Source organism: Dyadobacter sp. HNCC25DJ187 (assembly GCF_056895255.1).
Genome location: NZ_JBXHAT010000001.1, coordinates 2,423,647 through 2,438,008, shown reverse-complemented (window position 1 = coordinate 2,438,008; position 14,362 = coordinate 2,423,647). Strand labels below are relative to the sequence as shown.

16 protein-coding genes are annotated in these 14,362 nt (G+C 43.9%); 13 read left to right on the top strand and 3 right to left on the bottom strand.

Annotation, left to right across the window (positions count from 1 at the left end; genetic code table 11):
* Positions 1 to 16: 16 nt before the first annotated feature.
* The 13 genes from AC1XUE_RS10225 to AC1XUE_RS10165 all read left to right on the top strand — a co-directional run bounded on the left by AC1XUE_RS10225 (position 17) and on the right by AC1XUE_RS10165 (position 11,823).
* Entirely contained in the window at positions 17 to 355 is a 339-nt protein-coding gene (locus AC1XUE_RS10225; protein ID WP_483355830.1) for a tRNA-binding protein, read from the top strand.
* Positions 356 to 441: 86 nt separating this feature from the next.
* Positions 442 to 2,673 carry a heavy metal translocating P-type ATPase gene (locus AC1XUE_RS10220; protein ID WP_483355829.1) on the top strand — a complete coding sequence of 744 codons (2,232 nt, stop codon included), beginning with the start codon at positions 442 to 444 and terminating at the stop codon, positions 2,671 to 2,673.
* Between the two features lie 84 nt (positions 2,674 to 2,757).
* On the top strand, positions 2,758 to 3,918 hold the full coding sequence (locus tag AC1XUE_RS10215) for an alginate lyase family protein (RefSeq protein WP_483355828.1): 1,161 nt from the start codon (positions 2,758 to 2,760) through the stop codon (positions 3,916 to 3,918).
* Positions 3,919 to 4,022: 104 nt separating this feature from the next.
* Positions 4,023 to 4,571 (top strand): Uma2 family endonuclease, encoded by a 549-nt coding sequence (locus AC1XUE_RS10210; protein ID WP_483355827.1) that lies wholly within the window; start codon positions 4,023 to 4,025, stop codon positions 4,569 to 4,571.
* Between the two features lie 105 nt (positions 4,572 to 4,676).
* On the top strand, positions 4,677 to 4,886 hold the full coding sequence (locus AC1XUE_RS10205; protein WP_483355826.1) for a heavy-metal-associated domain-containing protein: 210 nt from the start codon (positions 4,677 to 4,679) through the stop codon (positions 4,884 to 4,886).
* A gap of 75 nt (positions 4,887 to 4,961) precedes the next feature.
* Positions 4,962 to 5,423, top strand: a complete 462-nt coding sequence (locus tag AC1XUE_RS10200; RefSeq protein WP_483355825.1) for an HYC_CC_PP family protein — start codon at positions 4,962 to 4,964, stop codon at positions 5,421 to 5,423.
* Positions 5,424 to 5,509: 86 nt separating this feature from the next.
* Positions 5,510 to 7,741, top strand: a complete 2,232-nt coding sequence (locus tag AC1XUE_RS10195) for a TonB-dependent receptor (protein WP_483355824.1) — start codon at positions 5,510 to 5,512, stop codon at positions 7,739 to 7,741.
* A gap of 87 nt (positions 7,742 to 7,828) precedes the next feature.
* Positions 7,829 to 8,410, top strand: a complete 582-nt coding sequence (locus tag AC1XUE_RS10190) for a helix-turn-helix domain-containing protein (protein WP_483355823.1) — start codon at positions 7,829 to 7,831, stop codon at positions 8,408 to 8,410.
* 26 nt (positions 8,411 to 8,436) lie between these two features.
* Positions 8,437 to 8,673: a heavy metal-binding domain-containing protein gene (locus AC1XUE_RS10185; RefSeq protein WP_483355822.1), complete on the top strand. Its 237-nt coding sequence runs from the start codon at positions 8,437 to 8,439 to the stop codon at positions 8,671 to 8,673.
* A gap of 27 nt (positions 8,674 to 8,700) precedes the next feature.
* Positions 8,701 to 9,042: a heavy-metal-associated domain-containing protein gene (locus tag AC1XUE_RS10180; RefSeq protein ID WP_483355821.1), complete on the top strand. Its 342-nt coding sequence runs from the start codon at positions 8,701 to 8,703 to the stop codon at positions 9,040 to 9,042.
* 18 nt (positions 9,043 to 9,060) lie between these two features.
* A complete protein-coding gene (locus tag AC1XUE_RS10175) occupies positions 9,061 to 10,446 on the top strand; it encodes a hypothetical protein (protein ID WP_483355820.1) in 1,386 nt (461 codons plus the stop codon).
* Between the two features lie 81 nt (positions 10,447 to 10,527).
* Positions 10,528 to 10,953 carry a hypothetical protein gene (locus tag AC1XUE_RS10170; RefSeq protein ID WP_483355819.1) on the top strand — a complete coding sequence of 142 codons (426 nt, stop codon included), beginning with the start codon at positions 10,528 to 10,530 and terminating at the stop codon, positions 10,951 to 10,953.
* Positions 10,954 to 11,079: 126 nt separating this feature from the next.
* Positions 11,080 to 11,823, top strand: coding sequence for a class I SAM-dependent methyltransferase (locus AC1XUE_RS10165; RefSeq protein WP_483355818.1), 744 nt, complete (start codon positions 11,080 to 11,082; stop codon positions 11,821 to 11,823).
* Here AC1XUE_RS10165 and AC1XUE_RS10160 read toward each other — a convergent pair whose 3' ends face one another.
* The 3 genes from AC1XUE_RS10160 to AC1XUE_RS10150 are packed head-to-tail and all read right to left on the bottom strand — an operon-like array spanning position 11,824 to position 14,315.
* Complete coding sequence (locus tag AC1XUE_RS10160; RefSeq protein WP_483355817.1) at positions 11,824 to 12,327, bottom strand: DUF6691 family protein; 504 nt, start codon at positions 12,325 to 12,327, stop codon at positions 11,824 to 11,826.
* Between the two features lie 6 nt (positions 12,328 to 12,333).
* Positions 12,334 to 12,909 carry a YeeE/YedE family protein gene (locus AC1XUE_RS10155; protein ID WP_483355816.1) on the bottom strand — a complete coding sequence of 192 codons (576 nt, stop codon included), beginning with the start codon at positions 12,907 to 12,909 and terminating at the stop codon, positions 12,334 to 12,336.
* A 20-nt stretch (positions 12,910 to 12,929) separates the two neighbouring features.
* Positions 12,930 to 14,315, bottom strand: a complete 1,386-nt coding sequence (locus AC1XUE_RS10150) for an MBL fold metallo-hydrolase (protein WP_483355815.1) — start codon at positions 14,313 to 14,315, stop codon at positions 12,930 to 12,932.
* Between the last annotated feature and the right edge of the window lie 47 nt (positions 14,316 to 14,362).

The window sequence follows — 14,362 nt, the reverse complement described above, 5'->3', positions numbered from 1 at the left end:
ATTTAAAAACAGGACTATGAATACGATCACATGGCAGGACTTTGAAAACGTAGATCTCAGAGCAGGTACTATCGTAAAAGTTGAGGATTTTCCAAAAGCCAGAAAACCTGCTTTTAAACTCTGGATTGATCTCGGTACTGAGATCGGTATAAAACAAAGTTCAGCACAAATTACAGCGCTCTACACAAAGGAGTCTTTGCTCAATAAACAAATATTATGCGTAGTCAATTTTCCGGTGAAGCAAATTGCTGATTTCAGGTCAGAAGTCCTTACCACCGGATATGTGCTTCAGAATGGTGATGTGATCCTAACATCGCCTGATTTCCCTGTCGAAAACGGAACCCGTCTCGCCTGATCCGAAATGATGTATGACCTGGCAATAGTTCTGTAAGTAGCGTGAACTTTTAGCATGGTATTTTTGCAGAAAGCTTTTTTCGATATATGGAAACAACAATGAATGCTCAACAAATTACATTACCCGTAACGGGCATGTCATGCGCTGCATGTGCTGCGAGCGTTGAATCCGTACTGAAACATACAGCGGGTGTAGCAGATGCCGGAGTCAATTATGCTACGCAGTCTGTTTCTGTGAAGTATGATCCCGGCGCTATATCCCTGCAGGATATGGACACTGCTTTGCAGGGAGTAGGTTACGGGTTAATTATCGAAGAAGACGAATCAGATGCTGTTGCTGAGCAGGAAAGACAACAGCAGGAACATTATCAGAAGGTAAAGGAAAGTACAATATGGGCAGGCGTTTTGTCATTGCCCGTGGTGGTGATCGGTATGTTCTTTATGGACCGGTTTGCAGCTGGTAACTATATCATGATGGCCTTGACAGCTCCTATATTGGCATTTTTCGGAAGAGACTTTTATATAAATGCATGGAAGCAGGCAAAGCACGGTAAGGCGAATATGGATACGCTGGTAGCACTTAGTACCGGAATAGCCTTTATTTTCAGTGTATTTAATACTTTCAATCCTGAGTTCTGGCACGCGCGAGGTCTGCATCCACATGTATATTTTGAAGCAGCAGCGGTGATCATCTTTTTTATTCTTCTGGGAAAGTTGCTGGAAGAACGTGCCAAGTCGAATACTTCAGATGCACTGAAAAAGCTGATCGGTTTGCAGCCCAATACAGTCAGAGTATCACGCAATGGGGAAGAAATAGAAATGGCGGTTAGAGATGTGATGGTAGGAGATGAAGTGATTATTCGCTCAGGAGAAAAGATTCCGGTTGATGGGCAAGTGATAAGCGGAGAATCTTTTGTGGATGAAAGTCTGATGACGGGGGAACCGGTTCCAGCCGAAAAGAAAGCCGGTGAAAAGGTTTTTGCAGGCACAATCAACCAGAATGGTAGTTTCTCTTTCCGTGCCGAAAAAGTAGGGAAAAATACTGTTTTGTCTCAAATCATAAAAACCGTTCAGCAAGCCCAGGGAAGCAAAGCTCCGGTTCAGAAGCTTGTCGATAAAATAGCGGCCATATTCGTCCCGGTCGTGATGGGTATAGCCTTACTGACATTCTTAATCTGGATTCTGGTTGGTGGAGAAAATGCACTCACACATGCTTTGCTCGCTTCTGTATCGGTATTGGTTATTGCTTGTCCGTGCGCCCTAGGGCTAGCCACGCCAACGGCCATCATGGTCGGGGTAGGAAAAGGGGCAGAAAATCATATTCTGATCAGAGATGCGGAGAGTCTGGAAAAGGCGCATGCGGTTAATGTGGTGGTTCTGGATAAGACAGGTACGCTTACAGAGGGGCGTCCGCAGGTTACCGACTGGTTGTGGGCGCAGCATGTGGAAGAATTGTCTGCGCACGAAGCTGCAGTCAAAGCGATCGAAAACAGATCGGAACATCCACTTGCACAGGCCGTAGCCGGATACGGCGAAAAACGGAAATTTCCGAAGGTAAAACATTTTGAGTCTGTCACTGCAAATGGTGTCCGGGGTCTTGTGGACGAGCACCAATATCAGATTGGGACATTCAGGTTTCTGGAAAGTACAGGTGTTGTAATAGATGCTGAGCTCGAAAAGATAGCATCTGATTTGCGGAATAAGGCAAAAACAGTGGTTGGAGTAAGTTGCAATGGAAGACATATTGCAGTGATTGGTATTGCCGATCAACTTAAAAAAACATCGGCACAAGCGGTGTCAGCATTACAAAAAAAGGGTATAGAGGTATACATGCTTACCGGTGATAACCAACAAACGGCAGCAGCTGTCGCACTTGAAACCGGTATCGATCATTACCAGGCAGAGGTGAAGCCGGACGATAAAATGCAGTTTGTGAGAAAATTACAGCAGCAGGGCAAAGTGGTGGCCATGGTAGGCGATGGTATCAACGACTCACAGGCACTTGCACAGGCAGATGTAAGTGTAGCGATGGGCAAGGGCTCGGACATTGCGATGGATGTAGCCAAAATGACCCTGATTACCTCAGACCTGGTGTTGCTGCCGAAGGCGCTCAAATTGTCTTCACAAACAGTTCGCACAGTCCGTCAGAACCTTTTCTGGGCTTTTATTTACAACGTGATCGGTATACCTGTTGCGGCAGGAATTCTATATCCGTTCAACGGATTTTTGCTGGACCCCATGATTGCCGGTGCGGCCATGGCGCTGAGTTCCGTGTCTGTGGTAACCAATAGTCTGAGGTTGAAAGGTGCCCGGCTGTGATACATATTTCAGGGAAGACAGCAGGAAATAAAGTCATGGGAGATGTAGTTGGCTCCGTGTCAATCCTTCCTAATCCTAAATCCTATGCTTTACAGAATCTTACTTTTTGTTTTCCTTTTTTTGCCTGTTGTATCTCAATCACAGTCCTTTGTGAAGGATGTTGAACAAACACTCCGCAATAAAATATTGGATGATGCCAACTGGGCCATCAAACAGGAACCTCGGACCGTGACTTCCCAAACCAGTCCGCGCAGTGCGGGCACAAAACATGATTTTTATTCCGAAGGCGACTATTGGTGGCCGGATTCCCTCAATACCGATGGCTCTTATATACAACGTGACGGTCTTACCAATCCTGATAATTTCGTTGTACACCGGATATTGATGATTCGTTTCAGCCGGATTGTTGGTGCGCTTGCTTCTGCCTATCAATTAACCGGCGATACAAAGTATATCAGGTCTGCGTTTGCGCATATCAATGCCTGGTTTGTCAACACGGATACCAGAATGAATCCATCTCTGCTTTACGCACAGGCGATTAAAGGTAAAGCTACCGGTAGAGGAATAGGCATTATCGATACCATCCATTTGATGGAAGTTGCGCAGGCGATCCGTATGATGGAAGGAAATAAAGAGGTGAAACTGAAAGATATCCAAGGGGCAAAATCCTGGTTTGCTTCGTACATTCAGTGGCTTACTACGCATCAGTATGGAAAAGATGAGATGGAAGCTAAGAACAACCACGGTACATGCTGGGTGATGCAGGTGGCTTCTTTTGCGAAACTTACAAAAAACCAAACCGTAATAGATTTTTGCAAAGAGCGGTACAAGAATGTGTTGTTACCTAACCAGATGGCTGAAGATGGCAGTTTTCCACTGGAGCTTAAGAGAACTAAGCCTTATGGATATTCGCTTTTTAATCTGGATGCCATGGTCATGATCTGCCAGATTCTTTCTGATCGTAAAGACAATTTATGGCTTTATACAACGCCTGATGGGAAAAGTATCAAAAAAGGTCTTGACTATCTGTATCCATTTGTGAAAAATAAAAGCAGCTGGACTCTGAAACCCGATGTGATGTATTGGGAAAACTGGCCGGTTGCACAACCATTTCTCGTATTCGGTGCTGTGAAGTTTCAAAATAGAGAATGGCTGGAAACCTGGAAAAGCCTGGACCATTCTCCCAAAGTGGAAGAAGTCATTCGGAATTTGCCGGTACGTAATCCTTTGATCTGGCTCAATTAAATAATAGGTAACTGCCTCTGAACATTGTATATAAATGATTAAAAAGGTAAATTTGAAATAACACTTCATCTTTCATTCGTCATTATCATACAACAACAACACTTGTGAGCCGCGAGGAATATTTTGAGCTTCTGGCAAAATCTGATATAAAACTGGAATACCATAACGGAGAAGTCGTGGCTATGGCCGGTGCGCAGCCTGCTCATAATCTGGTCGCAGCTAATCTCATTATGGAATTAGGGTATTGTCTGAAAAAGATGGGTTGCTATCTTTTTACAAGTGATCAGCTGATCAAGGTGGAAGATTGTGATAAATACACATTCCCTGATCTGGTCATTGTTTGTCAAAAGCCTGTTTACGAAAAATATCCTGGCGGTTTGGCTGCGCTCGAAAATCCGGAGATCATTGTTGAAGTGCTTTCAGATTCTACCGAAAGCTATGATCGGCTCGAAAAGTTTGATTGTTACAAGACCATTCCTTCGTTCAAAGAGTATGTGATGGTCTCATCCAAAAAGAAGAAAGTGGAAGTGGTCAAAAAGCTCAGCGAGTCGGAATGGCTTAGTCATACTTACACAGAAAAGGATGAAAATGTGCTGATCGGAACTTGCACGATCCTGATGTCTGACATTTACAACAAAGTAGAGTTGGTCTGATGTGAAAACCAAAAACTTTGTAATGCCTTTTCTGAATTGTGTAATGATTTTTGAACCTTCCTGACCGACCTTTGCTTATCAATATTCAATGTCAGTGACAATCGTATGGAAACATTACAATTCAAGACCAATATAAAATGCGGAGGCTGTATTGCAGCCGTTACACCGTTTCTGGATGGTGATCAGGAAATCGAGAAATGGCAGGTAGATCTCGAAAGTGCAGATCGTCTACTTACGGTACAAACCAGCCATTCTGCCAATGAAGTGAGTGACTTGCTTAAAAAAGCAGGCTACAATGCCGAAGAAATTGATTGATATACAATAACTTTGTTGTCGTAATCTCTATTGTCAATCAGCTGATAGCTGACTGAAAAAAGCATAAAACAAGTAATGAATAAGAAACTCCGTCAATCACTTACCGTCTTTATGGCCATGCTGGTGCTTTTAAGCAGCACCGGTTTTGGGTTTATAGAGCATGAGTGTATGATGCGGGGAAAATCGCTGCAACTGCTATCTCAACGGAAGGCAGATAATAGTGCCAAAAAAGTTTCATCCTGCTGTGCAAAAAGCAAGGTGCAAAAAGAATCCAAAGGCACATTCTTCAAAAAAACAGATTGTTGCAAGGAAAGCCAAAAATTTGAAAAGCTGGATGTGCCTTCACAATCTTCTCAGATTCAGGCTAAGTTCATTAAAAACCTGCTTGCCGGAATTACCTGGTCGGCAACATCATTCACCTTTCAGCAGGCTGAATGGGTTTTACCAACCAATCGGTATTCCACTGATATTCTTTCCTTTTCTTCCCGGCTTCACGGGCGAGGTATGCGCTCTTTTATACAGTCATTTTTGATTTGATTCATTGATTTTAAGTCGTTAATCAGGTAAATCCAAACAGGTTGTCTGATGGTTAATCGCTTTTAATTTCATGAATTTCAATTCAAATGATTCGATATCTCACAGGTATTTTCCTTTCTATATTCTATTTCTCTGCCAACGCGCAACGGATCACCGGATCTGTAAATGAGCAGGATGCCACTTCCAAAACGCTGCAACCAATAACGGGTGCAAATGTCTATTGGGCAGGTACTTCGCAAGCCACTTCTACCGACACCAGCGGTCATTTCAGTATTCCAAGAGTGTTGCAGACCAATTTGCTGGTTGTCAGCTTCGTTGGATTCAGTAATGATACGATCAAAATCGGGCAGGAAAGTGACCTGGAAATCGTGCTCCGCAACGATCAGGATTTAAAGGAAGTGGTTGTAAGAGGGAATGCCAATGCCATTGACAGGCTGTCACCACATCAGACTGAAATTATTACCACCCGTGCACTTGCCAAAGCGGCTTGCTGCAACCTTTCTGAAAGTTTTGAAACCAATGCGTCCGTTTCTGTTTCCTACAGCGATGCGGTGACGGGTTCCAAACAGATACAGATGTTGGGATTGAGTGGAACCTATATACAAACTAACGTGGAAAATATTCCTGGTATACGAGGACTTGCATCGACGTTCGGTCTGAACTTCATTCCGGGAACGTGGATACAATCCATTGATATCGGCAAAGGAGCGGGTTCTGTGGTAAATGGCTACGAGTCTATGACAGGTCAGATCAATGTAGAATTACAAAAGCCCGACACGCAGGAGAAGCTATATCTGAATACATATGTCAACAATTTTGGCAGGGGTGAACTGAATCTTAACTTGGCACATCAGATCAATGATAAATGGAGCACCGGATTATTAACGCATGGTAGCACGCTGCAAAATCGTATTGACAGAAACAAAGATGGATTTCTGGATCTGCCGCTTTACACGCAATTCAATGCGGTGAACAGATGGAAATACCAGAGTGATAAAGTGATGGCGCAGTTTGGTGTGAAGGCATTATACGAGGACCGTCTGGGCGGGCAGCAGAATTTCCAGCGGGAAATGAAGGGCACAACGCAGGCATACGGTTTTGGTGCAACAGTGACTCGCTATGAAGTATTTTCCAAAATTGCCAGGCTCTTTCCGGATCAACCTTATAAAGGGCTCGGGCTGGTGCTGAATGCTTCTTTGTATGACTCCAAATCGTATTTCGGACTGAATAAATACAATGGTAGACAGGAAACCATTTACGGAAATCTGATTTACCAGTCTATCATCGGCAGCACCAATCATTCTTACAAAACGGGTTTAAGCTACATGTACGACAATTATAACGAGCGCTATCAAACACTTCCTTTACTGAGAAAGGAATCGGTTCCCGGTGCGTTCTTTGAATATACTTTCAATCATCTCGATAAGTTTGTAGCGGTTGCAGGCGGTCGTGTTGATTTTCATAATTTGTATGGAACGCAATGGACGCCGCGTTTGCATTTGAAATACAGTCTGACAGACCAGACAACATTAAGAGCTTCGGCTGGAAAAGGCTTTCGGGTATCGAATCCGTTGGCCGAGTATTACGGCAACCTGGTAAGTTCGCGAGCGGTTGTTTTTAAAGAAGCAATACGCCCGGAAGTGTCCTGGAATTACGGAGCGAGCCTTACACAGGAATACAAACTGGGTGGAATGACGGGTAGTGTGATATTGGATTATTACCGTACCGATTTTCAAAATCAAATGGTAGCTGACCTGGAAGATCCGAGATATATGTATTTCTATAATCTGAACGGAAAGGCTTTTGCAAACAGCTTTCAGGCTGAGGTCAATCTTGTACCTGCCAAGCGCTTTGACCTGAAATTAGCGTATCGTTTATTTGATGTGAAACAGACTTTAGATGGTATCGACGGCCAGACCTTACTTCCACGTATGATGGTGAGTCGCGACAGGGTATTATTTAACGCCGGTTATGCATTGCCTTATGATAAGTGGAAGTTTGATGCTACCGTTCAGTGGAATGGCAAAAAGCGTATACCTTTTATGGGAGAGATGGGAGAACATGCTGAGCATGGTATTTTGCCCGAAATGAATTCGACCATGGCGCCATCGTTTTACAATCTCAATGCACAGATTACACGTACATTTCTGAAATGGGATATTTATCTGGGAGGAGAAAATTTGGGTGATTTCAGACAGAAAAATCCGATTATGCGCGCCGATCAGCCATTTAACCAGGGTTTTGATGCTGGAATGGCCTGGGGACCTGTAACAGGACGAATGATTTACGCGGGTATACGTTATAAGATTGTGAGGTAGTCGGAGCATAGGGCAGGGGCTTTGGGTGTGGGCTGAAGGGCACGGGATAGCCCATTAACAATTAACCATTAACAACTAACCATTATCATGAGGCTTCATATTAAAAATATGGTCTGCGACCGCTGCAAAAAAGTAGTGCAGGAAGAGATGGCAAAGCTTGGAGTTGGACTGACAAGTGTGGAACTGGGGGAGGTGGAGACGGCTATTGAACCTGATCAAACATTGCTCAAAGACATACGGAACATGCTAGAAAAGAACGGTTTTGCGCTTCTTGATGATAAGAAAGATGCGCTTGTGGAGCACATTCGTACCCTCATTATTGAAGAGGTTCAGTATCTGAAAGGAAACAAACCTACTCAGATGAACTTTTCCGATTACCTGGCGATGAAAACGGGCTATGAGTATTCTTACATCAGCAACCTTTTTTCCACAGAAACCGGCCAGCCTATTGAACAATATATCATTGCGCAAAAAGTGGAAAAAGTCAAAGAGTGGCTTTCCTATAACGAATTGTCGCTAAGTGAAATGGCGTGGAGACTCTCATACAGCAGCGCTGCGCATTTAAGTAATCAGTTTAAAAAAGTGACTGGAATTACTCCGGGCGCGTTTAAAAAGAGCAATACGATTGCCCGAAAAACCCTGGATAAGGTAGGAGAGAAAACACTGTAAATGATTCATCCTTAAAACTCACATATATGAACAAATTGATTTATGCCTCTATGATGTTGCTTTTCACTGCTTGTGCGGGGAATTCTGAAAAAGCAGAGAAGACAGAATCCGCAGTTGAAACTGCACACGCAAAAGTATATGGTTGCCCCATGAAATGTGAAGGGGAAAAAACCTACGAACAAGCTGGTACATGTCCGGTTTGTAAAATGGAATTGCAGGAAATTGCGCTGGCTGAAACAGACTCAACCAGTCATGCACATTAATGTATTGTCAAACTTAAATCGATAACCATGAAAAATAAAATCATATCATTCGCAGCCGCCTTACTCATGATTTTTAATGTTGCCATGGCTGATGGCGATAAAGAAATTAAGATCAAAACTACTGCTGTGTGTTCGATGTGCAAGGCACGTATTGAACGTACTTTGGGTCTTTCCAAGGGTGTGAAAGAGTCGAATCTGGATTTGAAAGACAAAACCGTGACGGTAAAGTATAACCCAAATAAAACCAGTCCGGAAGCTATTCGGGATATTATTATCAATACGGGTTACGATGCAGATGGGCAAACGGCCAATATGAAAGCACACGATAAACTGCCAAGTTGCTGCCGTAAAACAGCTGCAGCGCATTAAGTTCTAAACAACTTTTGTATGAAAAAGCAATTGAGCATATTGGTTTTGACTGGTATGGTGGCTACCGCATTGCCTGTATGGGCTCAGCATGAGCATCATACCAAGCCGGATACAACCAGCAGGCAAGACATGCACTCCGGGCACGCCAAACCAGATAGTGCAGCACACGGCAATCGTGAGGATCATCATGGAGGTCACAGCATGACGCATAATTTTTCGCTAAGTTTGCCTATGACCAGAAATGGCTCGGGTACAGGCTGGCAGCCCGACGCCACGCCTATGTATGCCTACATGAAGCATAGCAACAAATGGAACTACATGTTGCATGGTAGCCTCTTCCTGCGCTATACTTCCCAGAATTTCAATAATGGTGATAGAAAAGGAGCCGATGCCAAATTCAGTTTTCCCAACTGGGTGATGGGAATGGCGCAGCGACAGGTTGGAAAAAATGGTTTACTGACCTTCAGAGCGATGGTTTCATTGGATCGCCTTACGGATGGAGGGGCAGGATATCCATTATTGTTTCAGTCCGGTGAAACCTGGCAGGGTAGTCCGCTGATTGATCGGCAGCATCCACATGACTTAATTTCGGAACTGGCTGTAGGGTATACGCAGCGCATTAATGACAAATTAGATTTAACGATTTATGCCGGATATCCTGGTGAACCGGCTTTGGGGCCGACTGCCTTTATGCACAGGATGTCTGCCTTCAATAATCCGGATGCAGTACTGGGTCATCATTGGCAGGATGCAACGCACATCACTTTTGGGGTGGTGACGGCTGGTGTTCGCTATGGGAAATTTAAACTGGAAGCTTCCAGCTTTACAGGAAGAGAGCCTGATGAAAATCGCTTCAATTTTGACAAGCCCCGGTTTGATTCTTACAGCTACCGGTTACTGTTCAATCCTTCTAAAAACTGGGCTCTGCAAGCATCCCGCGGTTTTATCAAAAGTCCGGAAATCAGTCATCCCGAACATAACGTCAATCGTACGACAGCTTCTGTGCAGCATTCGGGCAAATTGACGGGCCATAACAAATGGGTGGCATCTTCGCTGGTATGGGGTTACAATAGTTCCGAAGGACATAATGAACATTCCCTGCTCGCAGAATCTAATTTGCAGCTTAATAAATGGGCGGTATATGGTCGTTATGAATTCGTTCAGAAGAGCTTTAGCGAGTTGGGTATAATGGGGGCGGAACTTCCAGGAAAAGATGTGTTGCCTGTGTCATTGTTTTCTTTGGGTTTGAACCGGCAGGTCGCTTCATTCAGTAATACACTGGTGCAGGCAGGCGCCCAGATCGGTGTCTATGCCACAGATTCATTCCTAAAATCAGTGTATGGAACAGCGCCGCTTTCAGGGCAGGTTTATTTAAGGGTGACGCCGGGGAGGATGGGGATGTGAGGGTATATTATGCATTCTAATTGCTGCTTTGGATGTTGAAGTCATCTTTTAGTATATTACGAAAACTATATACGTAAAAGGATGTTTAGAAATAAAATGCTTATGCTCATACCAGCTTTTTGGGCTTGTTTATTTGATGAGACAATAACTATTGTTAAACAAAAAGCTGAGTATTGGAGTGGGAATCTGAGTGCTGCTAATGAAGGTAATCCCATAGGTGCAGCATTTATGGAATACCATGTTTCGGGCATATTCATAATTTCTATTGCCTGGCCTATTTTAATTGGTCTTATTGGTTTTTACTTACCAACCAGGCATTTGAAAACATTCGTATTATTTATTGTAATGATTCATACTTGGGGAGCTTCAACGTGGATCAGCAATTACTACGGATTTTGGTTTGTCGTTGTTTTTGTAGCGGTAAATACGGTTCTATTTATTAAAATGGAAGAAATGTATTCAGAACGAATGAAGGCTGTATTGCTCATGTCTAAGCATAACACATAGCCTTTGTGTATTTCCTATGTTTCGTTACTAAGATAGTTTATTCTGTTTTAAATTGGGTTTGATCCTCCCTCCCAATCTTCCCATTTCTCAGTACCTTTGCAGCTCCATATTTAATCAGCGACAACATTGGCTTGGTATCATAACTATTTTAAAGGATTACCTCAGCGCGCCTGGAAGTTACATCAGGACGAAGAGTATACGGAATACGAAGTCGATTTTCTTAAAGATGTACTCGAAATGCACGAAGATCAGAAAGTACTCGATCTGCTTTCGGGTTACGGACGGCATGCCATTCCATTGGCCATGGCCGGTATAGATGTCACTTGTATTGATATTTCATCCGAATACTGTGACGAATTAAGCGCAGTGGCAAGGAAAGAAAAGCTTCCTATTGAGGTGATTTGTGATGATGTGCTGGATCATGATTTTGGAACGAGACAGTTCAATTCGGTATACTGTTTCGGTAACAGTTTCAGCTTTTTTCCACGTGGCGATATGCAGCGGCTTATCCAGCAGGTTTCGGATGTACTGTTGCCGGGCGGGTATTTTGCAATCCATACCGAACATATTGCTGAAAGTATTTTGCCCCATTTTCAAACCAGAAACTGGATGCCGGTTCAGGGAGATATCTACTACCTGGCTCAAAATGAGTACAATGCGGAAGGTGGCTATATCGAAGCCGAGCAGACTTTTATATCAGGTACTGAGAAGAAAACCTATGCCGTGCGGCAATACATTTATACACTTTCTGAGCTTTGTGCCATGCTGGCTAAGGCTGGTTTTGAAGTTACAGCTACATTTGCCAACCTGGAAGCAGACCCGTTTCAGTTGGGAGACGAGCAACTGTATGTAGTAGCGAAAAAGTCATAATCAATGCGGGAGCCTGGATCTGAGTAATCCGTAAGTCCAGGTTCCTGCAATAGCACTGAGCAGTGTGATGATAATCGCCAGAAATCCACTTCCGATCTGAGCGAACAAGGGGCCAGGGCATGCGCCGGTGATAGCCCATCCTATACCAAAAAGTAGCCCGCCGTATATCTGCCCTTTGTTAAAAGTCTTCCCGGGAATATCGACCTCTTCCCCATCCATTGTGCTGACCTTGAATCGTTTGATCAATTGCACAGAAATCAATCCTACCAATACTGCAGAACCAATTACACCATACATGTGGAAGGAATCAAACCGAAACATTTCCTGAATGCGAAACCAGGAAACGATTTCGGCTTTCACGAACACAATGCCGAACATAACGCCTACCAGCAGGTATTTGCTATTGGAAAAAATATGTTCCGGTTTCTCTTGTTGATTGGTTCCGTCAAAATCCTCCTGTCCGCTTTTTGACAAACTCCCGGGTTCCGAATAAGTGCTTTTCATGGTGAGCTATTTGACGAGTTGAAATAAAACCGGGAACAGTAAATGCGTGCATGCAAATCCTCCGATCATGAAACTGATGGTCGCCACCAACGATGGCCATTGCAGATTACTTAGCCCCATGATGGCGTGTCCGGAAGTACATCCACCGGCATAACGCGTTCCTAACCCAACCAGAAATCCTCCCAATACCATAAATATCAGCCCTTTTACGGAGAGAATATTTTGGACTGAAAAGAGGTCAAGTGGCATTAAGCCTCTAAAATCGGTAACGCCGAGCTGAGCCAGTGCTTGCTGTGTGGAGGTCGAAATGACGATCTGATCAGGATTGGATAGCCAGAAAGTGGCAACAAATCCTCCGATGGTAATACCTCCCACGAAGAACAAATTCCATATTTCTTTTTTCCAGTCATATTGAAAGAAAGGAATATTGGCAGGGATCACGGCCGCACAAATATGCCGAAGCGAAGAAGAAATTCCGAACGATTTGTTACCCAAAAGGAGCAATACAGGTACAGTGAGTCCTATTAATGGACCCGCCACATACCATGGCCAGGGTTTACGCAAAAGCTCTATCCAATCCATATTGTAGCTGTTTAGTTTGATCAGGAAACTAAGGGAACATCTGTTTTAGCCACTTCGCCATACCCGCCTTCAATGTTAACAACATCTTCAAAACCGCGTGATTTCAGGATGGATGCTGCAATCATGGAGCGATAGCCTCCTGCACAATGGATGTAAAGCATTTCGTTTTTAGGGAATTGATCCATCAAGTCGTTCAGGTTGTCCAAAGGAAGATTTTCGGCATCTTTAATATGACCAGATTCAAATTCATCCGGTTTCCTGACATCGATTACCTGTATATTTCCTGTTTTATAATGATCGGCGAATTCCTCAGCAGAAATGGAAATCACAGTATCCGTTTCTTTTCCGGCTTCTTTCCAAGCATCAAAACCGCCATTCAGGTAACCGATCGCGAAATCGTAACCCACACGGGCAAGTCTGGTAACCACCTCCTCTTCTCTTCCCGGCTCTACCACGATAAGCAGCTGTTGTTTTAAATCCGGTACAAGCGCACCTACCCATGGCGCAAAGCCACCGTCGATACCAATATTAATGGAATTAGGTATAAAACCTTCTGCGAACTCCGAAGCTTTGCGGGTATCAAGTACGAGTGCTCCGGTATTATTGGCTTTCGCTTCAAAAGCTTCGGGAGAAAGAGCCTGGTCGCCACGTTCCATCACATCATCAATACTTTCATAGCCATCCCTGTTCATTCTCACATTCTCAGGGAAATACTGAGGCGGTTCTGTGAGTCCGTCAGTTACTTCACTGATAAATTCTTCTTTGGTCATATCAGCCCTCAGCGCATAATTGAACAGTTTCTGATTCCCGAGTGTGTCCGAAGTCTCCTTACTCATGTTCTTCCCGCAAGCTGATCCCGCTCCATGCGCCGGGTATACGATTACATCGTCGGGTAGCATCATGATCTTGGTACGCAGACTATCATACAGCATTCCTGCCAGATCGTTCATCTTCAGATCACCTTTCTGAGCCAGATCCGGTCGGCCTACATCACCAATAAACAATGTATCCCCACTGAAAAGGGCAACCGGTTTTTCTGCTTCGTCGAGCAGCAGATAGCTGGTTGATTCCAATGTATGGCCAGGTGTATGCAGCGCTTTTATAGTAATATCTCCTATGTGAAATACTTCACCATCTTTCGCAATATGCGCCTGGAAGCCTGTTTGTGCATTAGGGCCATATACAATGGTAGCGCCGGTTTTTTCAGCCAGATCAATATGTCCGGATACAAAATCAGCATGAAAATGGGTTTCAAAAACATACTTGATTTTTGCGCCTACTTTGTCCGCTTTATTGATATAGGGCTGTACTTCCCGCAAAGGATCAATGACTGCGGCTTCACCGTTGGATACGATAAAATAAGCTCCCTGAGCCAGACAACCGGTATATATTTGTTCAATCTTCATAACAGGTAAAAGTTTGTAAATCAGTTCTGACGAGGTGCTGCTTTATG

Coding starts and splice junctions, on each gene's coding strand:
- AC1XUE_RS10150 (WP_483355815.1), bottom strand. CDS start 14,315: ATGAAGATTGAACAAATATATACCGGTTGTCTGGCTCAGGGAGCTTAT.
- AC1XUE_RS10155 (WP_483355816.1), bottom strand. CDS start 12,909: ATGGATTGGATAGAGCTTTTGCGTAAACCCTGGCCATGGTATGTGGCG.
- AC1XUE_RS10170 (WP_483355819.1), top strand. CDS start 10,528: ATGTTTAGAAATAAAATGCTTATGCTCATACCAGCTTTTTGGGCTTGT.
- AC1XUE_RS10180 (WP_483355821.1), top strand. CDS start 8,701: ATGAAAAATAAAATCATATCATTCGCAGCCGCCTTACTCATGATTTTT.
- AC1XUE_RS10160 (WP_483355817.1), bottom strand. CDS start 12,327: ATGAAAAGCACTTATTCGGAACCCGGGAGTTTGTCAAAAAGCGGACAG.
- AC1XUE_RS10215 (WP_483355828.1), top strand. CDS start 2,758: ATGCTTTACAGAATCTTACTTTTTGTTTTCCTTTTTTTGCCTGTTGTA.
- AC1XUE_RS10225 (WP_483355830.1), top strand. CDS start 17: ATGAATACGATCACATGGCAGGACTTTGAAAACGTAGATCTCAGAGCA.
- AC1XUE_RS10195 (WP_483355824.1), top strand. CDS start 5,510: ATGATTCGATATCTCACAGGTATTTTCCTTTCTATATTCTATTTCTCT.
- AC1XUE_RS10220 (WP_483355829.1), top strand. CDS start 442: ATGGAAACAACAATGAATGCTCAACAAATTACATTACCCGTAACGGGC.
- AC1XUE_RS10205 (WP_483355826.1), top strand. CDS start 4,677: ATGGAAACATTACAATTCAAGACCAATATAAAATGCGGAGGCTGTATT.
- AC1XUE_RS10200 (WP_483355825.1), top strand. CDS start 4,962: ATGAATAAGAAACTCCGTCAATCACTTACCGTCTTTATGGCCATGCTG.
- AC1XUE_RS10185 (WP_483355822.1), top strand. CDS start 8,437: ATGAACAAATTGATTTATGCCTCTATGATGTTGCTTTTCACTGCTTGT.
- AC1XUE_RS10190 (WP_483355823.1), top strand. CDS start 7,829: ATGAGGCTTCATATTAAAAATATGGTCTGCGACCGCTGCAAAAAAGTA.
- AC1XUE_RS10175 (WP_483355820.1), top strand. CDS start 9,061: ATGAAAAAGCAATTGAGCATATTGGTTTTGACTGGTATGGTGGCTACC.